Here is a 24662-nt window from a genome sequence, read left to right as displayed (position 1 = left end):
TCTTGCGAAAGGGCTAGCCAAATTTTATCACAAAGCCCCATTTTTCGCAGACTTGACGTAACTTTGTATCCATATCTCAAGAAAATCCTCTAATGACACAAAAAGAAATTAAATTCACCATCGAGCAAGACGAAGAAAAAATCCCTGAAAAAATCTACTGGGAAGCTACCGACAATCCCAACGAAGGTCTGGAAGAAACCAAAGCGATTGCGGTAGGCGTATGGGATCATTTTCATAAAGGAACGCTCTTTATCCCACTGTGGGCCAAAGACATGGAAGTACACGAAATGAAACGCTTTTGTATCGAATTGCTCGGCTGCGTAGCAGACACCCTTCGCAATGCTACTGGCGATGAAATCATGGCTGCCGATATCGACGAAGTGGGAATGAGTCTTAGCAAACGTCTCCAAAAAGAAATGCAAGCTGCCGCCAAAGGGCAATGATTCTTTCATTTAATTAACAATTAACTGTGCTTTAGCACTACTTAACAGTGGCTTGCCACTTAATACAATGAATAAAATAAAAGTTGGTATTGTAGGGGCTGCGGGATATACGGGCGGAGAATTGTTGCGGATTTTGGTAAATCACCCCTTTGTGGAGATTGATTGGGCTCACTCAAAAAGTCAAGCTGGAAAACCTGTGTATGCTACCCATACAGACTTGCTAGGGGATACCTCGTTGGTATTTTCGGGCGATGACCTTGGAGAGCTTTTACAACAAGCGACACTTTCGGCCATTTTTTTATGCTCTGGGCATAATGAATCAAGAAAATTTCTAGAAACATACAACGTACCTAGTTCCCTCAAAATCATTGACTTAAGCACTGATTTTCGGGATGAAAGCAATGGATTTGTGTATGGATTGCCTGAACTTCAACGCGATAAAATCAAAACAGCTACCAAAATCGCCAATCCAGGATGTTTTGCAACAAGTATTGAGCTTGCGCTTTTGCCTCTGGCTGCATCCGGGCTTTTGACCGACGAGGTGCACGTAAGTGCCATTACGGGCTCAACGGGAGCAGGTCAGGCTTTGAGTGCTACCACTCATTTTACATGGCGCAACAACAACGTCTCAATCTATAAAGCTTTTACGCATCAACACCTCAAAGAAATCAAAATGAGCTTGACTGCTCTTCAAAGTGGTTTCGATAAGGAAGTAAATTTCATCCCCTATCGAGGAGATTTTACAAGAGGTATCATGGCCAATGTGTATACCAAATACAGCGGCACACTCGAAGAAGCATTAGAGCTCTATCAGGCTTATTATGTGTCTCATCCTTTTACTCACGTTAGTACTCAGGATATTGATTTAAAACAAGTAGTCAACACCAACAAATGCTTGATTCAACTCCAAAAGCACGGCGGTAATCTACTGATTACTAGCGAGATTGACAATCTTATAAAAGGAGCGTCGGGGCAAGCAGTTCAGAATCTCAACCTGCTTTTCGATTTTCCCGAAGATGCTGGTTTGAGACTCAAAGCAGCCGCCTTCTAACACCACATAGCGGCTCATTGTTTTTCAAAATTCTCTTATTTTATACCCATAATCAGCATGAGTAAATTCGCTTTATCATTAGGAAGTGTGGTGCTTATGCTGATTTTTATTGCTTGTGGTATCATTGATGGTTTTAATAAGTCGTCAAGCACTTGGGAAAACGAGCGATGTGACACCACCCTCCACCTAGAGCAATGGAACATCATCGATTTGGTCTCCCCTTTCTCACAGGCCGATACGCTCAAAGATGCACTTATCCTTCCTCCTCAAGTCTGGTTAGTAATTGTAAAAAACGGTAAAATACAGCAATTAAATGCTGTTTTTGCGCCCACTTTTCAAGCTCCTCCTGCCGAACTTATTTCATGGACTGATAGCATCAGGTCGGATACGCTTTCGTGGCTCGACCGAGCTTACTTATGGACACTAGCCGATCGTCCTGATTATCCTTATCATCGTTATGAACAATTGTTGGAATCGACAAGAAAGAGGTTTATCGAAAAGCGAGATTCGATGATGAGTGATTATCTTGGACAATATCCAAAGTATAAACTTCGAATAAATTCTGATTTACGAGGCAATCGCTCCCAAAAAAGGCACCTGACCATGGGCAAGAGTGTATCGCCCCTTTCGCAGCATCAGTTTGGTTTTGCCTCAGATGTGCCCATTATTTACCGAGGGCGTCAGCTCCAAAACATCCGTTATTATAAAACTTTCATGGACGAAATAGGTGGAAAATACGGCCTTACTTGGGGTGGTACTTTTCGGGGGTTTATTGACCCTAATCATGTCCAGTATTTTAAAAATTCTTCGGAAATGCTAAAACAATTTCCAGAACTACGATATGAATATGAGGCTTTTGGGAAGTATTTTAAGAATCGGGTCAAAACCATGACCGAGGCCGGAAAAGCCGATAAAATAGAAGATACACAAGCTCTTTTAGCGACGCTACACGATTTGCACAAGGGCAAAGCTTGCGTATGCGATAGCTTGGCAGAGCGCCCCACTCCTACCAACATCACTAAAATTAGTACGGATTTTTACGCATCAAAACTACAGCCTCAACGAGACATTCTTTTAGTAGGAGACCTTGATAGTCAAACTATTACTCTTTTTCATCCTACAGGCATCATCAAGACATTTAGATTGGGGGTATGGCAATAACAAAAAACACAGCCGAAGCTAATGCCTCGGCTGTGTCAACTCAATCATTGATTATTCAAACCCACCAATATATAATCTAAAATGAGTTCAGCATCACGTTAAGTAAGGATAAAATCGAATCGTTGTTGATGAAAAAAACGTCCACAAATCCTGCGACACTAATTACTCAGATTATTCTACTTAAAAAGCACAAAGTGCTTGTACACAATTAATTTGCTTGCAAACGAGCTAGTTTAGAGAATGATTGGCTTTTGTGAATTCCAGTCAGGGTAAGTGATACTGTAGACCCTGCTTTAGGTGCTGACATCCCTAAATCCGCCCAAGTTTTGGTAAGCGTAGCCTTCCCACTAGCATCTGTAGTAATATCAGCAATTTTTACGCCAGCACGTGTCGTTACTGAAAGTGCCAAACCAGATACTGGAATTGAATCAATTCCTTTTTTATAATCTAAGATATTGGTCTTATCCAACTCATAAATCCGTACACTTAAGGTAGCGTTTGCCAAAGTAGCTTTGGAAGTGACAGTAGGCTCGGTCGTAAAACCACCTCCATCTCCAATGGCATTGTCAAATACCAAAAGTACAGGTGCTACTACCCGATCTACAAAAGGGTCATCTACTTTACAAGAAGCCACCACAAAAGCAGCCACAACGAAAAGGAATATTTTTGCAGTCTTCATAGTTCTCATCGGTTTTTTAAAGTTTGTTGAATAAGTGGTCAATGCGACAACATGTGTAAATGGCTTCAAGAATAAAAGACAAGGATGCTTTATTGTTGAAGAATATTAAGCTTTAGAAAACTTTACAGATGCTTTACCGATTAAGTTTGGGACAATACCAATACCGATAAAAATCAAACCTGTAATAATTAAAGTAGGCAAGTGAGCAAAGAAAGTACCCGCCGACAAAATTCCAAGAATCAATAAGGTTGAGAATGGCAACGAAAACGCCAATACCAATACCGCAAGTTCGGCATCGAAGGTGCGACGTTCTTTGGGTAGTCCGCTGTTTTCTTCCCGTAAGTTGAAAGCCGAAATATGCGCAAAAGGCCAAAAACTAGCCGAACTCAACGGAATAGCTACTGCCAGAAGTACCATAGTGGGGTCGTTGATACCTAATACCGAAATAACAGCCGCACTAAAAAGCATGGTTACTCCAGCTCTAAATATCAATAAAGAGCTAATAAGGCGTTTTTTACGCTGCTTTAACTGAACCGCTAAACCAATGAAAATCAACACTAAAGGAGTCATCATCGCACTAGTTTTGTCAAACATATCCGCAATGATAGCGGGCAAAGATTTGAAACTTACGCCCAAACTCAACAAAATAAGTGCAGATGCGATGATGATGTTGATAGGTTCTTTGACAAGGTTCAAAAGCAAACTTTTGATTTTGGTACTGAGATTTGCTTCTTCGCTTTTAGCATTTTTAAGAAACATATTCAGAGCCACTACGTATAAAAATATCAAGACAAAAAACTTGTTTCCGACATCACCCATTGCCGCCATTGCAACGCTTTCTTGTCCCAAAAACTCTGCGATAAAAGGAAAACAAGAAAGACCTGGTGCTAATGATGGCAACAGCATCACCAAGGTACGGCCCGTGGGACTGTCTTTTTCTACGCCAAAAAAAGATAAGGCAAGCGGCGTGATAAAGTACATGAAGAAATTAAACACCAGCGTCAAAGCAGGAACTATAATCAGCTTTGAATCGACTGTTACTTTCATTAAAGCAATAAAAATAGTAGAAGGTAGTGCTACTGAAAGCACCATTTCTTTAATCCCGTCGGTTTGTTGTTTGTTTTTGAATTTGGAACGTAACACTAAGCCCAATACAATCAATAACAATAAGGTAAATGCTTTTTGTAGAGCGTCACTCATAACTTTAATGGATAGTGGTTAAAATAGCAATGAACATTCAGGTAAGTATTGGGGGAGAAATTGTCGCCCCCAATACTGCTTACTCATTGCCAAAAATTAACTTATTGATTCTAGGGCGCTTACAAATTGCTTTATTTCGTCCATAGTCCCCATACTAACACGGCACCAAGGCTTACCTTGGATTTCGTAGCCTCTTACCATGATTCCTTTTGCCATCATTTTTTGGAGCATTTCTTTTCCAGGCATATTGATTGGGAAAATCACGAAATTGGTATAAGAGGTTACGTATTTATAACCTAAACGATCTAAGTTTTTGCAGAGATAGGTTTTTACTTCATGATTCAGCTTACGAGTCATATCCTGAAACTCGTTGTCGTCCATACTTGCTACTGCCGCTGCGATAGAAGTTTGGGTGATACCCATCCCACCACGTGTGATTTTTTGGATGCTATCGAGGGTCGAAGGCAAAGCAGCGATGTATCCTACGCGCAATCCTGCCATCCCCATAATTTTAGAGAAAGTACGGGCAATAATGACATTTTTCTTCTGCGCCAACAACGACACCATACTTTGCGTATCAGCTCCTACAGCCAGTTCCAGATAAGCTTCATCTACGAAAATGGGCACTTTTTCGGATACACGCGAGCAGAAATCCAACAATTCTTTACCCGATGTAATGCTTCCCATCGGATTGTTGGGGTTACAGATATATACCAACTTAGTGTCTTTATCGATAGCCGCCTCCATTGCTTTCAAATCGTGCGACCAATCGCCTTTGCAAGGTACAGCCTTCCAAGTAGCGCCAGTAGCCTCTGCTACTTTCACAAGCGACATGTAGGTAGGGTCAGCCGATACTACATTTCCACCTTTTTGGAACAATACGATAGCTACTTTCTCCAACAAATCCGAAGAGCCTGGCCCCATCATGATATGGTCAGGAGTCACTCCTTCTTTCTTAGCAATTTTGCCAACCAAGTTTTCTAACTCTTTCCATGAGTAGCGGCTTCCCGTAGCTACCGACTCGGCTACTGCCTTACGAGCAGACATAGGAGGGCCGTATGGGTTTTCGTTAGCATTGATACGCACCATGGTAGGAGGAGTCTTGGGAGGATTTTCCAAGAAAGTCTCACGAAGAAGAGGGCTGTGAAAAATATTTCCGTTGGCATCAACACGTGATGGTACGTTAGCGAAGGCACCTACAGCAGGCATAGCTGCCATGCCTCCTAGGGTCATCAATCCTGATTTTAATAGACTGCGGCGGTCAATTTTCTGGATCATTGGTATAAGTGTTTTTTTTATGGAAAATGGAAAATGATATATAAAGTACAATTTAAGACTTATTTTTCGGCCCACCAAAGCTTTGTTTTCATATTGTCGGCACCTCCATTGAGCGCAATCCCTTTATCCAAACTAGCCTTGTTGAGTGAGTACTCACTTCCTGGATAAGGCAGGCGAGTTGGGAGCACACCGTCGTTTTCAAATACCGATCTTGGGTCTTTGGCAGGCATTTCGGGCAAGCCAGTGCGACGATATTCGGTCCATGCTTCAATACCTACACCATAGAGAGCTAGCCATTTTTGTTCGAGGACTTTGGCACGAGTCACCGCACCTACTGTGGCAAAATAAGTAGCAGGTACTGTAAGGCCGTATTGGTCAAAAGAAGCAGTAATACCTGCCTCAAAATAACCTTTAGCAGTGCCCACTGTGATGTCACCATCAAGGACAGCTTCTGCCAAAATAAGATTTACTTCCGAAGCAGTCATCAACACACTAGGAGCATCAATTTTGGTGAATGCACTTCCTACAGTGGAGCTAGTCGCCAAATAAGTAGTGGCAATGGCATCGGGAAGACCGTTGGCATGACCTACATATTTACCACCTACAGGATTGGCGTACACCGTAATACGAGTATCCCCCAAAGCGTTCATTTTATCAGCCAAAGTACTGCTGATGTTCCAGTCGGTACGGCTCTCTTGGATAAGCACTTGGTGCCATTCGTTGTTGCTTGGCAATACAGAAGTACTTCTCAAAACGGCATTGTCGGCATTGGCAGTAATAATAGGATACTTAGTAGGATCGCTCAAGATTTCATTCATAATAGCCCGCGACTCAGTCGGCTTTTTGGCAGCTTGGCGATTGGCCAAACGTAATCTTAAGGAGTTAGCAAATTTTTTCCAGCGCAAGATATTACCATTGTGGACAATATCTCCCGAAATGGCTGGGCCTGATACACTTAGCTTTTCATTGGCAATCTTAAGGTCATTTAGTAAAGCTTCGTATATTTTTTCTTGCGAATCATAGGCTGGCGTATAAATAGCATCACCTGCGGTACCTTTAAGGGCGTCGTTGTAAGGAATAGCCCCCCAAAGATCAGTTATCACTGAAAACATCCACGAGCGCATTACCAAAGCTACCCCTTCGTAGTTGGCATTAGGGGCTGTACCTTCTGGCGCACTTTCAGTAATAATCCGCTGGAAATTTACTAAACCATCGTTGAAGAAAGCTTGCCAGTTGTTGTTTTGCATCGCTGGCGAAATCCCGTAATTATCGCCCTCGTTAGAGTAAATATTGCGCGAAAGATACTGCATCCATAGCATAGCTCCGTCGAGGTTGAGACGCTCAAAACGGGTTCTTCCTCCCCAATAGCGGTCAATCGAGCGCTCCAGTGCATAAGGCAGCAAATACTGAGCACTGATTTTGGTAGGGTTGTTGGGGTCTACGTTCATTTCGTCAAACTTCTCAGTACAAGACGTAGCCGTAAGAATCAAAGCCAAAGAAAGTAATATGTATTTTTTCATAATGTAAGTCTGTTTAATAAAACTTCGATGGGCTTCTTGATAGGGATAACCCCTATCAAGAGGTCATTTAGAATCCGAAAGTCAAGTTAAATCCTAAGCTTCTTGAATTAGGCAACTCGCCATAAGCAAACCCTTGACGGTTTCCGCCGAAACGGTCTACTTCTGGATCGATATGAGTAGTATTGCTAAACAAAATAGCAAGGTTGCGACCCACTACTGAGAACTTCACCGAACGAATCATATAACGCTTAAGCAATGCTTCAGGAACGCTATAACCAAGAGTCATCTCGCGTAATTTTACATAGCTACCATCATAGATTACTGCTTCATGATAACGGCGGGGGTTGTTGTAGCCATAAAGCTGATTGGCAGCTACAATGATATCGTTTGGAGCATATACTGCCGAACCGTCGGCATTAGTACTTACTACTTTTACGCCTTTACCGATGATACCTTCTTCGCGACCTACGGCCGTTTCTTCATATTGACCAGTCCAACGGGCTGTCCCGGTACCTTCATCAAAGAAATCACCTCCCATACGTACATCAATCAAAGCTGAAAGAGAAAGTCCTTTGTAAGTAAATGTATTGCTGAGACCTCCCGTCCAGTCAGGCTGAATATTTCCTAAAATTCGGGGAGTCGTAGACACCACAGGTAGCCCGTTGCTATAGATAATCTGCCCGTCGGGACTACGCTCAAATCCAATTCCATACAAGGCTCCATAAGCTTCTCCTACCCGAGCTTCGGAGTTAAGGCCACGTTGCTGGTGCAAAATCAAAGTGGTCAGTCCTTCTGCAAGTGCGATTACTTTGTTGCGGTTACGAGCAAAATTGGCCGTAACATCCCACGTAAATCCTTGAGGAGATTTGAATGGGGTACCGCTCAATACTACCTCTAGCCCTTTGTTCTGAATTTCACCAGCATTGAGGATACGGTTGTTGTACCCACTTGCTTTTGAAATTTCTACGCCTAATATCTGATTGCGTGATGTTTGGTTGTAGTAAGTTACATCTAAACCTACTTTGCCGCGCAAGAAACGCAAGTCTAAACCAAATTCAAGACCTGTGGTAATTTCAGGTTTCAAGCCTGAGTTAGGAATCGTGGTGTTTTCATAATATTGTGGAATAGAACCATTCCATGCACCTCCCGAACGATACACTTGGTTTAATTGATAGGGACGGGCGTCGTTTCCTACTTGTGCCCAGCTAGCCCGAACTTTGCCAAAACTCAAAACTGAACTTTGAACATTAAACAAGTCGGTCAATACCGCACTTACTGAAGCCGAAGGATAGAAGTAAGAACGAGCATCGGCAGGCAGGGTACTTGACCAGTCGTTGCGACCTGTGAGATCTAAAAACAAAGCATTGCGCCAGCCTAATTGGAACGTTCCAAAGAGTGACTGCATTTCGGTTTGTTCGATACGGCTTTCTACCGTATTGAGGCTAGGAACTGAGTTTGAGAGGTTATAAACCCCATCTACCACCAATTCTCCAACCCGTGTGAAATTACGCTTATAGTAGTTTTGGCGCAAAATACCTCCTCCTTGAGCAGCGATTGAAAAATCGCTTGTAAGAGATTTGTTAAAACTTAAGATAACATCCGAGTTAGTTTCTTGCGCACGCAATACTTCTTCTGAATACTGTCCTGGGGTACGGTTTCCATTACGAACGCGTTCAAAATTGATAACATTGATACGAGTATCTGACCAAAAATCAGTTCCCGAACGTGCCAACAAACTTAAATAAGGGGTAATTTTATAGTTAAGTGCGATATTTCCCACAAGGCGATCTTTGACGTTGCTTAGCGGCAATTTGTCATTGATATAAAATGGGTTTGTGAAGAAAGTGTGTTGCCAGTTTGGGGGATCACTATCTGGCAAACGCCCCGCAAGTGCACGTTGGATGTGCGTACTTGTGTAATCATCATAGTTTTTGTGTTGTTCCCATGATATATGGCGATGCGCCCAGATAAACTGCTGCCCTTCTTGATAGCCGCGATTTTTAGAACCTGATTTAATATATTCGGTTGATAGCGTCACACTCAATTTGGGAGTAAAGTTATATCCAGTGTTGAGTTTGAAGTTGTTACGATAAAAATCATTGCTGCGCATGATACCGTCTTGTCCCATGCGACCAATCGAAAGACGGAAATTCCCTTTTTCATTAGCTCCTGATATTGCGATGTTGTTGGTACGAGTTTGGCCAGTTTCCCAATATTGCTCCCAGTTGTTTGGATTAGGTGTAAGAGGTGCAACCTCTGTACCCGACCACCAGTGACGAATCAGACGCCCATCCATGGGTGCACCCCAGCTTTCGTCAGTACCTTCAGTACCAAAAAGAGGAGCATTAGCACCATAAGCCGCCCGATACTGCGCAATAGCATCGCCCGTAATTGCCCCTGACCAGCCGTCAGCGTACCAAGTACGGTATCCATTACCACCGCCATAAATATCTTGAAAATCAGGCTTTACGAGTGGTCTTTCAAAAGTTATGTTTGAGTTTACTTCTACGCCGATACCTTTAGTGCCGGCCCCATTTTTGGTGGTAATTAAGATTACCCCGTTTGCAGCACGTGAGCCATACAAGGCAGCGGCATTAGGACCTTTTAATACACTAATGTCTTTGATATTGTCAGGACTTACTTCCGAAAGCCCGCCTCCAAATTGTTTCTCTCCACTAGTCATGGAGTTAGAAGTACTTTGGTCGATAGGCACCCCGTCAATTACCACAAGTGGCTGGTTGTTGCCTGATACCGAAGAAGCACCACGAATCTGAACCGTAGAACCACTACCGGGTCCACCATTGCTCTGGACTCTTACCCCCGCAACCCGTCCTGCGAGGTTGTTGACGACGTTGTTGGAGCGAGCTTCCACTATTTGCGAACCTTTTACTTCTTGAACTGTATATCCCAACGCTTTTTTCTCTTTTTCAATACCAAAAGCGGTTACTACTACCTCTTGGAGGGCTTTGACATCCGGCAAAAGCTCAATGTTTATTGTCGAACGCGACCCCACAGTTATTTCCTGTGTGCCATATCCAATAAAACTAAAAACCAAAACAGCATTATCGTCAGGAATCGAAACTTTATACCCCCCGGTGCCATCAGTGGCTACCCCAGTTCTCGAACCTTTAAGTAGTACGTTTACACCCGGAAGCACTCCCTCGTCTTTAGAAGTAACCGTTCCAGTGACTATCCGCTGGGCGTATCCTGCCCAGCTTATCGCACACAAAGCAGAAAATAGTAGAAGTCTTTTCATCTGGTAATAGTTTGGTTGTTTGTTTAAGTTAAGTGTAATTCACGCTATGCACCGACCGCTCCGAAACTGCTAATACAGGCCGCATAAGTACCAGCAACCGTTACGGCCGGGCAAGCGTGGCCAAGCAAGAGGACTTTTCCTCCTTTGTCGTTTAGAAAACCAACCACTCAGCGTTGAGCAGTTGTTTATTCTATCCAAATTTTTTACCCTGATTTTGGTAGATTTAGTTTAGGTTAAGCTACATCGTCCATCTTCTCGAAAGATGGTATTCTGGAAATGAGAAAAGTCTTGTTACTCCTCTTTTATGTCTTTTCTCAAGTTGATAAGCCTCTACAAGTGCGGCTAAAGAAGTTTATCAACGTGAAGTAAATTGTACTTTTTTTGTAAATACTGCTCGAAAGTATGTCGTTAAAAACAAATAATCAAGTTTATCCAATATATTTTTTCAAAATATTCGAAATATATAGAAAATATACAATTTTTTCCAATTTAAAGCAAAATTATATTCTTTTTTATTAAATTTATACCAAATTTTAAAATATCAACTTGCATATCATTTTAGTTATCAAATTCGCCACTAAAATCTATATTTTTGAAAAAATCTATATTTTTGGTTTTAAAATCACCATAAAATAGCTACATAATTGACTTTTTTTCATTTTTTAATATATTTATATAGACAAAATATTGCACAAAAAATTATCTTTTTCTAATTTTGTTAAATGTAAATGAGTAATGAGTCGTTGCCAAGCGAGTATCCTTTTTCCTTCCAGAAAAGAAATCATTCATCCTTTACATCTTCACTTATGTCATCTATCATCAACCGCCGTGATTGGCTCAAATCTGGCCTACTAGCATCCGCAGGTCTTACTTTTGGTCAATCAACCCCTTCCTATGCTAGCCAAACTTCTCAGCTGGGCATTATTAATGTATATGCCGAACGAGAAATGGAACTCGCCAAAGAAGCTATGCTAGCAGCAGCACCTCAAATCAAAGCTAGGCTATCGTCCAACGAAAATCCTTGGGGGCCTTCTGCTTCTGCTATCAAAGCAATCACCGAAACTGCCCCTAAAGCATTTTTGTACGCTGGCGGTATCACAATGGAGCTCCGCAAAACCATTGCAGATATGCACGGAGTAGCTCCCGACCAAGTACTGCTAGGGGCAGGGTCTTCTGAGTTACTGATGGCTAGCTTAATGATGGCTGCTACCAAAGGAAAAGTCATGATGGCTGAGACATGCTATATTTCGGGAAGAGATGCCCGCGACGAAAGCGCCAAAATGCCCACAGAAAAAGTAGCCCTTACCAAGGATTATCAGTACGACTTAGATGCAATGGCTACGCGCGTCGGTTCTGATACTGCCATGATTTATGTTTGCAACCCAAACAACCCGACTGGTGTCATGCTTCCTTCCGCAAAACTTAAATCGTTTTGTGATGCCGTATCTCCCAAATCAACCGTTCTGGTAGATGAAGCATACATCGATTATGCGCCAAACCCTGCTACCGACAGTATGGTGGATTGTATCAAAAAAGGGCAAAATGTCTTAATCCTAAGAACATTATCCAAACTACATGGATTCGCAGGACTACGAATCGGGTATGCCCTAGGTCAACCTGAGATTTTGAAAGAACTTAGAAAATATTGTTCTGGAGGTTTTACGGTATCAGCTACTTCGGCGGCGGCGGCGGTGGCGAGTTTCAAAGACAAAGCCTTCCAAGAGATGGTTATCAAGAATACCGCTGAATCTAAAAAATTCCTTTATGACACACTGAAGTCAATGGATTATACTTATTTGCCTTCCGACGCCAATTTTGTATTGTTTCCTATTAAAATAAAGGGGCAAATGCTCGTTCAAAAAATGATGGCCGAAGGAGTTAGCGTAAGAAGTTGGGCTTTTGACCAGCAGAATTGGTGCCGCGTAAGTATTGGTACTATGGACGAAATGAAAGCATTCAAAGAAGCCTTTACCAAATCTGTCAGCTAAGTACCTTGAAAGATGAAGTTTATTTTTATCCTATGTTGTACCCTATGCCTGAGTGCATATGGGCAAGAATCAAAACGCGCACTCACTCTTGCGGAGTATGATCAAATCAAAAGCATTTCTTTCAAAAACGTTGACAAAAAAACATCTATTAGGGAAAAAGGGTTCTTATTTTCACGGCCTTCTACCAACGGCGTATTTTCAGTTCCTCTGAATGACGGTAGCGAACGAAAAATCTTTTTGTATAAAATATCGGAAGGGACAACTCCCCAAGGTCTTGGATTATTGGCGGTTTTTAGTGCTCCTAATAAGCAGATTCAGCAGTGTATCCCCAATACCCTCGCTCCCAAAGAGGTATGGGCTAAGTATGTAGAAGACCTCAAAAACAACAACAAGACGACCGACGGCTTTGCGGTTTGTATGGCCTATGTTTTGAGTCAGCTAGGTCCCGATTTCGCTCCCGAGAGTACAAAAGAAGAAGAAGATCCAAACGATTTTTGCTTTCCTGCCGAATTGTTTGTCAATCTCGCCGATGGCACCGAAAAATCGATTGCAAGTATCAAAGTAGGAGATATAGTTTCGGGACTTAAGGAAGGAAAAGTAACTCAGGTAAAAAAGCACCAAGGTACTTTCACACTGACTCGCTTGCTCATCAAACCCAACGGCCAAGCATGGGTGAGTCACAAGGTACAAAATGGGTTGATTGCGCTTGAAGTTACTCCTAATCATCCCATTCTGACCCTTCTGGGAAAAGCTTCTGTAGATCGATTAAAAAGGAAAGATTGGGTTTTTGTGCATGATGTAGTATCAGGAAGGTATGTGACTGCCGAAATCGTTGATATCCAACAAAATGCTAGAACGGTGCCAGAAGTCTATAGCCTAACTACCGAACATGGTACTTATGACGTAGAAGGTATTGTGGTTTTAGATAAACACTAAACTACACTTAAACTTACATTCTCTTAACCACGCAGATAGCAAAGATAGTGTGAATCACTTTTTCTTGATAGCTAATAATTGCAACCTCTAGAAATGAAAAAGCCCTGATTTGCATCAGGGCTTTTATGATGGAAACCTAAATCTAACTAATTTATTGATTAGAAGAATTTAGCACGATTGTCAACTATTTTGGCACTTTCGCGGATAGCTTCATTGAGTAAGAAACTAGCTTGGAAGCTTTTCGACTGCAAGTTAGCCTTGTACATCGAATAATCCGCAATCGGCGGTGCAGGTGTGCTGCTAATTTGCTCCATAATAAACACGCCATTCTCACCGGTAAATACTTTTGATTTTTTACCTGGTTTCAAGCCAAAACCTCTACCCAATGCAATCGGGTCAAGTCCAGCACTTGTGAGGAAGCCTGTCGCCAATGAAATATCGTTGGCTGTTTCGACCAAAGCGCCTGCGCCATATTTTTGGGCAATACCTTCTAAAGTAGGTGCTTGAATAGAGGCCAACTTTTTAGAGATTTGCTCAGCCTTCACTTCATTACGAACCTTCAAAGTCAACTCCTCACGGAAATCTTCTACTTTAGGAGTATTCTTATCTGACTTACCAGTCAAAATCGCTACCACATACTGTTCGTCAGTCTCAAAAACAGGAGATACTTGATCTATTTTAGTATCATCATTGAAAGCCCAACGAACGATTTCCCGGGCATTTTGCATTGTGTTGATGTTAGAAGCACCTTCTGGAATCCGATTAGCGGTTTGTACAAGCAAAGATTTGTCTTTCTTTGAGGCTTCATCAAAGTCTGCTTTTGATTTTGAATCTAGCGCAAATTGATCAGCTTTTGCATAAATCGCATCGCGAGTAGCTTGGCTTGGGGTCATCGTTTTGCCAATTGCTGCGATTTTATACAACACGTTGGTTTTGGCCTCGGTTACTTTGATGATATGGAATCCATAGTCAGATTCAATCAAACGGCCAATCAATCCTGTGCCACTCATTCCAAAAACGGCATCATTGAAAGGTTTCACCATAGCACCTTGACGGAAATACCCCAAATCGCCACCACGCTGAGCTGAAGCTTGGTCTTGGCTATTGGTAGCGGCTAGTTGTTCAAAGCTAGCCCCACCTTGTAGTTGTTTCAACAAATCTTGCGCTTTGGCACGAGCCACGGCTTTGGCCGAATCTCCCGTACCAACAGGGCGAATCAAGATATGACTTGCTTTGGCAGTATAGGCAGTATCTAATTTTGTACCACCATATTTATAAATGAAGTATGTATTTCCTTCACGATAAGGTCCATTGACACTACCCGGAATAAATCCTTTCACCGCAGCTTTCAATTGGTCTGGCATTTCGGAAAGCGACCAGTAAAGCTTTGTAGGTACATCCGAGTTGATTCTAGCGTAAGTCGAATCATTGGGAGCAGTAGCTAAGCCGCGTGCCAATTCTTTAATTTTGTTGTATAAGTCTACGCTATCTTCTTTGGTAGGTACCACAGGAAACGAAATATATTGAATAGTACGCGAGTTAAAGCCTTTGTATTCGTCTTTATGTTTGGCCAAATAATCCTCCAATTGAGAATCTGTCACTTTGATAGTGGTATCAAGTACAGAATAAAAAGGCACAAACAAATAGCGTAATGAAGCTTTAGTAGCTTGGGCTTGGTATTCTTTCTCCGCTTCGGCGCGGGTTACATAAGTACCAAGACGTACTAGGTTTTCATATTTTTGGCGAAGACGATCTTCCGCTAAGCTCTTTTCAAAGTTTGCCCAAGCTTGCTGTTGTTCGGGAGGCAAATTTTTGAGGTTTTTGAGATAGCTAATGACCGAAGTTTTGTCAAAAACGCCCGTTTGAGGATTGGTGAATGACTGCTGAACCGCCGGGCTTACGTTGTTACCCTGTACCATGTCAATCAGCTCTTCGTTGCTCACTTTCAAACCTAGCGCTTCGTATTCTTTTTTGTAGGCATAATCTACAATGTACTGATTCCAGACTTGCTCACGCAGCGACTGCTGTTCGGCTTCAGAAGCAGCACGACCAGTTTGGGCCTCAAAAGCCTGACGTGCTTGGTCAATTTTTTGTTGGAAATCTTTGTAGTCAATGGTTTCGCCGGCGATTTCACCTACTTTTTGGCTATTTCCACCTAGCAATGAATTGGGCCCTATAATATCTCCCCCTACGATAAAGAGAATTAAACTGACAGCAATGATGAGAACTGCAATACCTGACCGCTCCCTAATTTTGTTGATTAACGCCATAGTTGCTTGCGCGTTATGTTAGTTAAAGTTAATTGTTTATTAGTTGATTAAAATAAGTAATCCTGTGGATTCCAGAAATTGACCCGCAAAATAACATCTTTTACGTCTACAATCCAACACTGATTGATTCTTTGTCAATTTTCATGCCAACGATTTATTGATTTTTAACGTATCACCCACAATTTTTGGGTTACTGCCGGAAAACGGCTACCGCTGATTTTCAAAATATAGAAACCTGAAGGCAAGTCTGTTACTTTGATGGGTTGAGATTTGGTGAAGGAAGGCAAGTACTGGTGAAAAATAACTTTGCCTGTAGCATCAACTACGTAAATATTAGCATTTTCGATAGCGTTGAGGCATTCTACTGCAAAAGTCCCATCCGTACTTGGGTTGGGATAAATAGCTATTTGACTACCCGAGGATTCTAAAACATATTGATAATCGTCGGAAACAGGGGAGGTACAAATATGAGTATCATCAATATAATAAAAAGCTGTTACGGAATATTTGCCCGCATCGACTGCCTTTAATAAATTGTCGGTAGTAATGGTATTTTTGTCTCCATAGGTCCACTTAAACTGAATATTGGGGAGGTATTCGCCCGTTGCTTCAAGCGTAAAAGTACTATACTTTGTAATTTGGGGGCGGGCAGGAATAGGATTTACCTCTACTTTTACTTCGGACGACGGTAGAGAGGTGCATCCCAAGGCATCTCTGGTACGGGCTTGATAGCTCCCCGAAGTAGTGACTTTTAATTGCTGGCTGCTGGCTTTGTCGTTCCAGATTGTGGTAAGAGGGGTGTTGACTGATAAAGTAACCGTTTCACCTTCACAAAAACGCAATGGACCGCTTGCCATAATGGAAGGTGTAGCGGGCAGCGGATGTACCGTAACACGCAGGGGTGCAGAGTAGGCCGAATAGCAATTATACTGATTCATCGCTCTCACTGCATATTGTCCAGAGGTACTAACGGTAATCGAGCCTGTTTTTTGACCACTACTCCACTCAATACTTCGGTTAGTGGCCTGGCTAGTGGCACCTTGAACTTCCAGCTCTACGCTTGCATCAGCACAAAAATCAAGAGGGCCTTTGGCTACGACCGTAGGAACCTCCGGTACTGGATTAACTACCGCCGAAACTCCCGCTGAGAAATCGGACCAACAACCGTTTTGATCTTTGATTTGAACTCTATAGGCTTGATTGTCGCCAATAAAGATATTTTGCGAAGTAGCTCCATTGCTCCACCGAAAACCTGAAGCATCCTGAACGGCCAATTCGGCTTTTTCTCCCGCACAAATCACCAAATTACTTTTAGCAATGACAGTTGGCTGACTGGGTTTTGGTAAGGCTTCAAAGGTTGTGTTGGAAATATTGATGGTAGGAGAAAACAAAAAATTTCCAGCAGCATCACGCGCCTTCAGCCGATAAGACCCAGGACCAGTGTTAAAAATGTGCTCATTCCAACCAGTATTCCAACTATAAGAAGAGAAGTTTCCTTGTACTGTCAATTTTACCTGACCATTGTCAGCGCATCCAATTTTGACCATAGGAATAGGTACAGGGGCTTGGGGCTGCGAACGGTTAAAGAAGTCTTGCGTCAGGCTAGCGTTCCATAGTTCAGCCAAGGTTGACAAAGCTTGCCCTTGGATATGCACTCCGTCAGGGCGAGGTACTTGTAGGTTGTCGGTAGCAGGTCCTTCAAACACATTATGGGTCGTCTGAATAACTCTATTTTGGGCATTAATCACCGCCGATTCAGTACGTGCATTATACGAAACTTTGGCAATCATCCAACTTATATCGTGTCCCGAATCATTGCGACTTTGACTCACCACTTGCTGTAGATTAGAGACGATTTCTCCTTCTGACAAAAAAAACTGCGTATCAGCTTCACCTTGATGCCAAAGAACAGCTCTAATCCCCGTCAAAGAAGCGTATTGCTTAATCGTAACCCTGAGTTGCGAATAGGGAAGTTGATTGGTATAAGTACCTCCAATATAGGGATTGGTGGCCCAACCCGTGGTACTTTCGCGCCATGCACGACTAGTGGTACCTTCCAAAGCCGCATTGAAAAACAAAATCGGAACGTTGAGCCGATTGGTAAGCATGTCTCCTAGTTTACCCCAAGACCAAGCCGAATACCCATAAGGAGCGATGTAGCTATCAGAATTGAGATGCGCAAAACTGGGCTCTGGTAATTCATTTATTTCAAAAGAAGCATTCAAAAAATTGAAGCAATTGACGCGGTCGTCGTTGGCACTAGGGGCACCGTAATTTTGTAATCCACGCGCATTAGACTGCCCAGCCACCACAAACACCTCCCCTATTCCAATCCTCTCTGTTTCGGTTTGTTCAGCTACTTGACCATTCCTGATTATCCTAACCTTCAACTTATACCATCCCCCTTGGCCAGTGACTGTTCCTGAAAATATACCTCCAATGGGATTTGCCTCTAAAAGCTGCCAGCCTGTTTCGGTACCTTGTCCAGCTACCATCGGTACCAAAGAGGCTTCTATCCTTTCGGGGATTCCTTGCTGATAGGTACCAGATACTACGAAGGTTGCTGTATTAGCATTAGACCTTTGAAAAACGATACGCGATAATGGAAAAGTAATATTGACTTGAGCAAATGAGGTAGCTTGTGCAAACAATAACGCAGCAAATAGGAAGAAAGGAACAAATAACCGCTTATTTTTCAGGGGTTTTTGGAAATTAATCATTAAAATTTTCTAATTCTCAATGAGGTAAAAGCTTCAAAATTACTTAATTAAATCCTATTGATAAGGATAAAATGCAAAAATTATCTTTATACGCCTTTATTACGCCTTCCCAAAGCCTATCGTTGCAATGAATGGGTGTGTGCTAAAGAAAATAAGTCGAACGTTGGTGCACCTAAGTCAAGCACAAAATTACGAGTGCTTTCTTTGTCACCAACGTTCGACTTATTTAACGGGTCAAATCGCCCTTAGAAGTTATTTAACGGGATACGTAACGTTTGCCATTAGAGTACTTAAAATCGACACTACCGTCAAAATCTGTTTTTTCAAACGCTACTCCATTGTGAAAGTCAGCGTATTTGAAATCGGCATTGCGCTGAAAACGAGTATTGTTAAAGCTTACTTTTTGGCTAAAGTTTGCGTATTTAAAATCGGCATGCTCTCTAAACCGAACCTCATCGAAGGATGTTTTCTCTGAGAAGTCGGCATACTTGAAATTGGCATAATCTCCAAATCCAATATGAGCGAAGTTAGCGCCTCTACGAAAGTTAGCGTATTTGAAATTGGCATGTTGGGCAAATTTGCTACCACCAAAGTTGGCAATTTTAGAAAATGTAGAGTATTTGAACTCGCTACCATTTTCAAAGGTACAGTTTTCGAACACTACATTTTCCCGAAAATCCGCTGAGTAGGTAGTGCCTGTGTTAATTTCAATGTTAAATACTTTTGAACGTCGGTTGTTTTCTTGGAGATTTTTGTAAGCAATCACATCCCCTTTAAATATACAATTTCTAAAAACTACAGGTACTTCTACAAAGGCTTTAATTTCGTTCCAGCCTCCCTTTTCTTTTTTTACTTTACGATTCGACAACTCCGTAAAGTCCAAATCTCCTGTCACTATTACCCCATCATATTGTACAGATTTGTTTTGGTCAATAGCTCCAAAAATCTCGGACGCAGCCACTTCTTTTTGGGCATAAACTGAAGTTCCTACTACTACTAACATTAGGCCAAGTAAACGTTTCATCGCTGTATGAGTTTTGTTGAATAGATAATTTGCTAAATACAACCATAAGATGCCACTATGAGTCGGAAGGTTGCATGTATCTCTATTTTTTTTAAAATTTTATTGTTTCACCAAAACAAATAAAATCTGACCTTTGGGGCATCAATTTCTGCATTTATGATTACAGCACGTCGCATTTTATACCTTGTATTTATATTATTATTGGTTGAAAGTTGCGCTCCCAAAAGCTTCGTTTCTTCTACCAATAGCATCCACTTGGCATTAGGAAACCCCACCCAAGCCACCACATCCTCTCCTGACAACTACCTCATTATCAAGCCCCAATACACCCTCTCCTACAATCGTACAAAAGGCCATGCCAATTGGGTAGCGTGGGAGTTATCAAGAAATTGGCTTGGAAGTAGTGACCGTCAAAATGATTTTAGGCCCGACGATAATCTGCCCCAAAGCTGGACTAAAGTGGTTTCCAGCGACTACTCTTCTACAGGTTTTGACCGTGGGCATTTGTGTCCTTCAGCCGACCGAACCAATTCGCCCACCAACAATTCGAGTACTTTCTTGATGACCAATATCATCCCTCAAGCTCCTGAACTCAATCGAGAATCGTGGGCCTATTTGGAGGAATTTTGTAGAGATTTGGCATTACAAAAATACAAACTCTACATTACAGCAGGTACTTATGGAACAGGCGGTGAAGGAAGCAAAGGAAGCGCACGAAAAATTAATGACAAAGTAAATGTACCGGCTCGCATCTATAAAATTATCGTTGTTTTACCAGAAAATAGTACTATCAATGACTTATCTGCCGACACGCCTGTGATTGCGGTTGACTTTCCTAATAAAAGTAATACTTTACACAATGCAGGTTGGTTTCGTTTTGTAACAACGGTTGCCGAAATCGAAGAAAAAACGGGTACTCATTTTTTTTCAAGTACTACCTCCTCTATACGTAACTCTCTTATTAACAAACGGTTTGATTATCGTAACTTTAGTATCGACATTGATACCAAATGCAGTGTGTACAAAGGAAACATCCTTTTTGTGGGGCGAAGTGGGGGCTGTTATTACTTCAATGCCAAGGGCAACAAAACCTACGTAGACCGCGACTTATGCGACTGTAAATAAAAGGGGCGGCTATTCGCCCCAAGCCGTAATCATAAGTGTACGTGAGCCACCATAGTTGCGGTGCTCACACAAGTAAATACCCTGCCAAGTCCCCAGTGCCAAATGACCATTAGTGACCGGAATCATCACCGACGCGCCCAATAGCGATGCCTTCAAATGCGCAGGCATATCATCTGAGCCTTCGTAATCATGTTGATAATCGGGGTCGTTTTCGGGAGCTATTTTACTAAAATACATCTCAAAGTCTTTGCGAACGGTGGGGTCGGCGTTTTCGTTGATAGTTAAAGAAGCAGAAGTATGCTGAATAAAAACTTGACACATACCTACCCTTAGCTCTTTGAGTTGGGGTAACGCTCTCAGCACTTCGTCCGTAATAAGATGAAACCCTCGTGAGCGTTCTCTAAGTTGTAATCGTTGTTGAAAAATTTTCATCGTGTCCGAATAGTGGCTACGCAAATATGCCATGTGGAGCATACTACAAGTCTACGCTTTTACACTTGGGCTTCCAATTACACTAGTACCTTTGTAATAGTCCGTCCCTTTGGTGATGAAGGCTGCTTTTTAGATTTAATTTGAGTTTTATTGCTATTTTTTTCCTTCAACTGTTTAATGAAAGTGCTAATAGCTAATTGTTCTTCTTTTGTCAACGGGTCGTTTTGACTACCGACAAAGTCCACGTCTAGTTCTGTTGCTTTCCTTTTCATTTTGGGAAGTATTTATGAAGTAGTTTTAATGCTGCAATAGTATCAATAATCATAATTCTCCCACCAACATGTATTGCACCTAAACTATCAATAGACTTGTTTGTGTATTGATTTTCAGGACTTTGTCTAAAAAAGCTTGATTTGTTTACTCTTGAACCGCCTGAGAATTGGCTAAAAATAAGGGCGGTTCATTTTCGTGACTATATTCAATTCTAAAACGATATATTTTTTTTAAACACCTGATTGTCAAACAAGAACAAGTCTAATGTAATGCTGTATAAGCTGTGTTTTAGAAAAATGCTATGTTTCCTTCATGTCCTCGTTGAAATGAAAGTTTACAAGCAAATGCTACTAAATTTCCAGGAACTCCAGCATAAACTTTTGCTTTTCCTTTATTGAAGGGAGCACTTTCAACAAGATGCATATAAACATGATCTGACTTCACTTCAAGGCTTATCAAGCCTTGGATTATCTGTTGATTATTAACAATTGTCAGTTTATATACTTCTCTTTCTGGCTGTTTATACTCAAATTTCCAGTCAAACTGCCATTGGTTCTTTTTCGTTACCTTTTTAAGGTCAACAAGAGATACAATAGAGATTTCTGTAGTAAAACTATCTCCTGTTATGACATTTTCAATTGAGTTGGTTAGTTTGTCAACCTCAAAATCAAGTCCTCTCTCTTTTGTTTTTTTCACATTACGAATTTATAAAAAATAAGTTTGTTGAACAAGTAGACTTATCATTGCTAGCAATGCTCTCCCCTATTCATCTTAAAACCTTCGAGTCATCTTAATTCCTAAACGCTGTAGGAGTCAGGTTAGTTTGTTTTTTGAAAAAGTGGTTAAAGTGCGCGGGTTCTTCAAAACCCAAACAATCACTTATCTGAGAAATATTCCAATCAGTATGCTTGAGAAGGGCCTTGGCTTCGCTCGCTAAGCGCTCTGCGATATGTCCAGTGGTAGTTTTGCCAGTACTTAGCTTAATGGCGCGGTTGAGGTGATTAACGTGGACATTGAGCTGACTAGCAAAGTCTTTGGCCGACCGCAACGAAAATTTTTGTGAGGGAGATTCTATCGGAAATTGTCGTTCAAGCAATTCCGTAAACACATTGGTAAGTCGCGTATTGGCATCAATGTTTTGGTATAATCTTTCGGAAGGCTGCATTTTCAACGCATAATGAACCATCTCCATGATATAATTTCGAATCAAATCGTACTTGAAACGATAATCGGATTGAAGCTCCTCTAGCATTTTCTCAAAAACCTGAGCCACATTTCTATCTTGCGCTTCATTAAGTGGGTACGCAGGCTTTCCTCCAACGGCGTACATGGGCAGTTCGCGGAGGTTATTGCGCATGTATTCACTAAAAAACTCCTCTCTGAAAATACAAAAAAAACCACTGCGAGTATCATCAAGAGGCTGCATCGTGTAGGGGACTTGCGGATTAAAAAACAACAGCGTCGTTCCCTCCACTTCCAAACTTTTGTCGGCATAGTGATACACAAAATGCCCCCGAATCAATGATATTTTATAATAATCACGTCGAGCATATTGTATAGGGGCTTTTCCAACTTTATGATAATCTTCGAGTCGAAAAGCATTAAAATGCCCTAAATCCCGCGACAAATTAGGCGGAATTTCGTTTAGCTTGTGCCGGTAAAAATCCTCTAACGTTTCAGTTTTTGACATGAAGAGTACATTTTTTATAACAAAAATAAATCAAGGCTTCCACAGAAATCTAGCCGTACCTTTACCAAGTAATAGTTTTGGTAAAGATACGGCGATGTGTTACAAAATAGGTTAACTAAACAGTAACCTATTTCCAACGACAATTTCCTTTATACCTTACGGTCAGCACTTTGACGCTCAATCATCCAACCAGGGTATTCGGGAGCTAGTTTGCTAATTTCATCCAACTGAGCAAGCTCGTCTGCGGTAAGCTGTACTTCTGTAGCTTTTAGATTATCGTCTAATTGAGTAGTATTTTTGGCTCCAATGATGACACTCGTCACCACTGACTGGTGTAAAAGCCAAGCCAATGCAATCTGCGCAACCGAAACACCCTTGCCTTTTGCGATGGTTTGCATCACGTCTATGATATCATAAGCTTTTTCTTTATTGACTGGCGGAAAGTCAAAATTTGCCCGGCGCGCATTTTCAGGAGTTTCGTGGCGTCCATATTTACCACTTAGCAATCCTCCTGCCAAGGGACTCCAAACCATCAAACCTACTTTTTGATCTTGTAAAAGTGGCACAATTTCTCGTTCTAAATCCCGACCTGCTATCGTATAATAAGCTTGGAGGGAGATAAATTTAGCGAATTGTTTTTGCTCAGAAATCCCTAGCGCTTTCATGATATGCCAAGCCGCCAAATTGCTACATCCAATATAACGCACTTTTCCGCTGCTTACCACACTGTCGAGAGCGGCGAGGGTTTCTTCGAGCGGAGTAAGAGGGTCAAAACCGTGGATTTGATATAAATCAATGTAATCCAACTGAAGGCGTTGAAGACTTTCGTCGACTTGCTGTAGGATATGTTTGCGACTCAAACCCGATTCGTTGACTCCCGCACCCATTTTCCCACGAACTTTGGTAGCAATAACGAGTTCGTCACGGTGTAGCCCTAAATTGCGAATAGCTGCCCCAGTCATTTTTTCGCTGAGTCCTTCGCTATAGACATTGGCAGTATCGATAAAATTAATCCCCGCATCTACCGATTTTTTCACTAAAGCATCCACTTCATCTTGGGGGAGCGTTCCGATGGCAGTCCACATTCCTTTTCCGCCAAAAGTCATTGTTCCGAGGCACAACTCTGAGACTTTAAGTCCCGTATTTCCTAACAAATTGTATTTCATGGTAATTGTATGATTTTGTGTGCAATAAATTCAATAAGTCTTACGATATACCCAATCTGATTTTAATTCATTATAAAAAACAAACATAAGCATTTAGAAGACCTTCCTAAAAAGCACCTCCTGCATGCTCGGCGGTGCTTTTTGATGTCACAAAAGTACACTGTGAAGGTACCTCTTTGTTTGCCTGAATCAAACGGATACTTGTAAAATTCAAACAATTGATAGATATACCGAATTTAGGAGAAAAACGGCATGACTCATCCCTAAGACTGGCATTTGTAAAAAGGAAAGCTACTATAATTACTATGATAAACATAAAAAACTGTATATCCCTGAAATAGCTTGACACAAATTGTGTAAAGTTATGAAAGTGAGCAGCTTTATTAATTTAAAGAAAAAGTACAAAACAGGTGCCTTTCGATGGCATGTCATTGAACTGTATCGATTGGA

At 41.6% G+C, this 24662-nt stretch carries 19 protein-coding genes; 6 read left to right on the top strand and 13 right to left on the bottom strand.

The window, feature by feature from the left end; translation table 11 throughout:
* The first annotated feature begins 92 nt into the window (after positions 1 to 92).
* The 3 genes from gldC (at position 93) to P1X15_RS15675 (ending at position 2655) form a co-directional block, all read left to right on the top strand.
* Positions 93 to 443 carry a gliding motility protein GldC gene (gene gldC, locus P1X15_RS15685; protein WP_028668185.1) on the top strand — a complete coding sequence of 117 codons (351 nt, stop codon included), beginning with the start codon at positions 93 to 95 and terminating at the stop codon, positions 441 to 443.
* A 67-nt stretch (positions 444 to 510) separates the two neighbouring features.
* Positions 511 to 1494 (top strand): N-acetyl-gamma-glutamyl-phosphate reductase, encoded by a 984-nt coding sequence (gene argC / locus P1X15_RS15680; RefSeq protein WP_277339074.1) that lies wholly within the window; start codon positions 511 to 513, stop codon positions 1492 to 1494.
* A 57-nt stretch (positions 1495 to 1551) separates the two neighbouring features.
* Complete coding sequence (locus tag P1X15_RS15675) at positions 1552 to 2655, top strand: M15 family metallopeptidase (protein ID WP_277339073.1); 1104 nt, start codon at positions 1552 to 1554, stop codon at positions 2653 to 2655.
* Between the two features lie 208 nt (positions 2656 to 2863).
* Here P1X15_RS15675 and P1X15_RS15670 read toward each other — a convergent pair whose 3' ends face one another.
* From P1X15_RS15670 to P1X15_RS15650, 5 genes are all read right to left on the bottom strand, one after another.
* On the bottom strand, positions 2864 to 3334 hold the full coding sequence (locus tag P1X15_RS15670) for a hypothetical protein (RefSeq protein WP_277339072.1): 471 nt from the start codon (positions 3332 to 3334) through the stop codon (positions 2864 to 2866).
* Between the two features lie 105 nt (positions 3335 to 3439).
* Positions 3440 to 4534 carry a hypothetical protein gene (locus tag P1X15_RS15665; protein WP_277339071.1) on the bottom strand — a complete coding sequence of 365 codons (1095 nt, stop codon included), beginning with the start codon at positions 4532 to 4534 and terminating at the stop codon, positions 3440 to 3442.
* Positions 4535 to 4630: 96 nt separating this feature from the next.
* A complete protein-coding gene (locus P1X15_RS15660) occupies positions 4631 to 5812 on the bottom strand; it encodes a histidinol-phosphate transaminase (protein WP_277339070.1) in 1182 nt (393 codons plus the stop codon).
* 59 nt (positions 5813 to 5871) lie between these two features.
* Positions 5872 to 7332 carry a SusD/RagB family nutrient-binding outer membrane lipoprotein gene (locus P1X15_RS15655; protein ID WP_277339069.1) on the bottom strand — a complete coding sequence of 487 codons (1461 nt, stop codon included), beginning with the start codon at positions 7330 to 7332 and terminating at the stop codon, positions 5872 to 5874.
* A gap of 67 nt (positions 7333 to 7399) precedes the next feature.
* The gene (locus P1X15_RS15650; protein ID WP_277339068.1) at positions 7400 to 10588 is read right to left on the bottom strand and encodes a SusC/RagA family TonB-linked outer membrane protein; all 3189 of its coding nucleotides are present in this window, start codon (positions 10586 to 10588) and stop codon (positions 7400 to 7402) included.
* Between the two features lie 806 nt (positions 10589 to 11394).
* Here P1X15_RS15650 and P1X15_RS15645 point away from each other — a divergent pair.
* The gene (locus tag P1X15_RS15645) at positions 11395 to 12576 is read left to right on the top strand and encodes a histidinol-phosphate transaminase (protein WP_277339067.1); all 1182 of its coding nucleotides are present in this window, start codon (positions 11395 to 11397) and stop codon (positions 12574 to 12576) included.
* A 12-nt stretch (positions 12577 to 12588) separates the two neighbouring features.
* On the top strand, positions 12589 to 13512 hold the full coding sequence (locus P1X15_RS15640; protein WP_277339066.1) for a Hint domain-containing protein: 924 nt from the start codon (positions 12589 to 12591) through the stop codon (positions 13510 to 13512).
* Between the two features lie 158 nt (positions 13513 to 13670).
* Here the strand turns inward: P1X15_RS15640 and P1X15_RS15635 are convergent, their stop codons facing one another.
* From P1X15_RS15635 to P1X15_RS15625, 3 genes are all read right to left on the bottom strand, one after another.
* Positions 13671 to 15782, bottom strand: coding sequence for a SurA N-terminal domain-containing protein (locus P1X15_RS15635; RefSeq protein ID WP_277339065.1), 2112 nt, complete (start codon positions 15780 to 15782; stop codon positions 13671 to 13673).
* Between the two features lie 164 nt (positions 15783 to 15946).
* Positions 15947 to 18502 (bottom strand): sialate O-acetylesterase, encoded by a 2556-nt coding sequence (locus P1X15_RS15630; protein WP_277339064.1) that lies wholly within the window; start codon positions 18500 to 18502, stop codon positions 15947 to 15949.
* A 256-nt stretch (positions 18503 to 18758) separates the two neighbouring features.
* Positions 18759 to 19526 (bottom strand): pentapeptide repeat-containing protein, encoded by a 768-nt coding sequence (locus P1X15_RS15625; protein WP_277339063.1) that lies wholly within the window; start codon positions 19524 to 19526, stop codon positions 18759 to 18761.
* A 156-nt stretch (positions 19527 to 19682) separates the two neighbouring features.
* On the opposite strand from P1X15_RS15625, the gene P1X15_RS15620 reads away from it, so the two are divergent.
* Positions 19683 to 20651: a DNA/RNA non-specific endonuclease gene (locus P1X15_RS15620; protein ID WP_277339062.1), complete on the top strand. Its 969-nt coding sequence runs from the start codon at positions 19683 to 19685 to the stop codon at positions 20649 to 20651.
* 9 nt (positions 20652 to 20660) lie between these two features.
* Here P1X15_RS15620 and P1X15_RS15615 read toward each other — a convergent pair whose 3' ends face one another.
* From P1X15_RS15615 to P1X15_RS15595, 5 genes are all read right to left on the bottom strand, one after another.
* The gene (locus P1X15_RS15615; protein ID WP_277339061.1) at positions 20661 to 21083 is read right to left on the bottom strand and encodes a secondary thiamine-phosphate synthase enzyme YjbQ; all 423 of its coding nucleotides are present in this window, start codon (positions 21081 to 21083) and stop codon (positions 20661 to 20663) included.
* Between the two features lie 77 nt (positions 21084 to 21160).
* A complete protein-coding gene (locus P1X15_RS15610; RefSeq protein WP_277339060.1) occupies positions 21161 to 21355 on the bottom strand; it encodes a hypothetical protein in 195 nt (64 codons plus the stop codon).
* 289 nt (positions 21356 to 21644) lie between these two features.
* The gene (locus tag P1X15_RS15605; protein WP_277339059.1) at positions 21645 to 22052 is read right to left on the bottom strand and encodes a hypothetical protein; all 408 of its coding nucleotides are present in this window, start codon (positions 22050 to 22052) and stop codon (positions 21645 to 21647) included.
* 94 nt (positions 22053 to 22146) lie between these two features.
* Positions 22147 to 23046: an AraC family transcriptional regulator gene (locus P1X15_RS15600; RefSeq protein WP_277339058.1), complete on the bottom strand. Its 900-nt coding sequence runs from the start codon at positions 23044 to 23046 to the stop codon at positions 22147 to 22149.
* A gap of 149 nt (positions 23047 to 23195) precedes the next feature.
* Positions 23196 to 24212, bottom strand: coding sequence for an aldo/keto reductase (locus P1X15_RS15595; protein ID WP_277339057.1), 1017 nt, complete (start codon positions 24210 to 24212; stop codon positions 23196 to 23198).
* Positions 24213 to 24662: the final 450 nt, after the last annotated feature.

Origin of the sequence: Runella sp. MFBS21 (assembly GCF_029433105.1) — a bacterium.
In the GTDB taxonomy this organism is placed as follows: Bacteria; Bacteroidota; Bacteroidia; order Cytophagales; family Spirosomataceae; genus Runella.
This window is presented reverse-complemented; position numbering and strand designations above follow the sequence as displayed.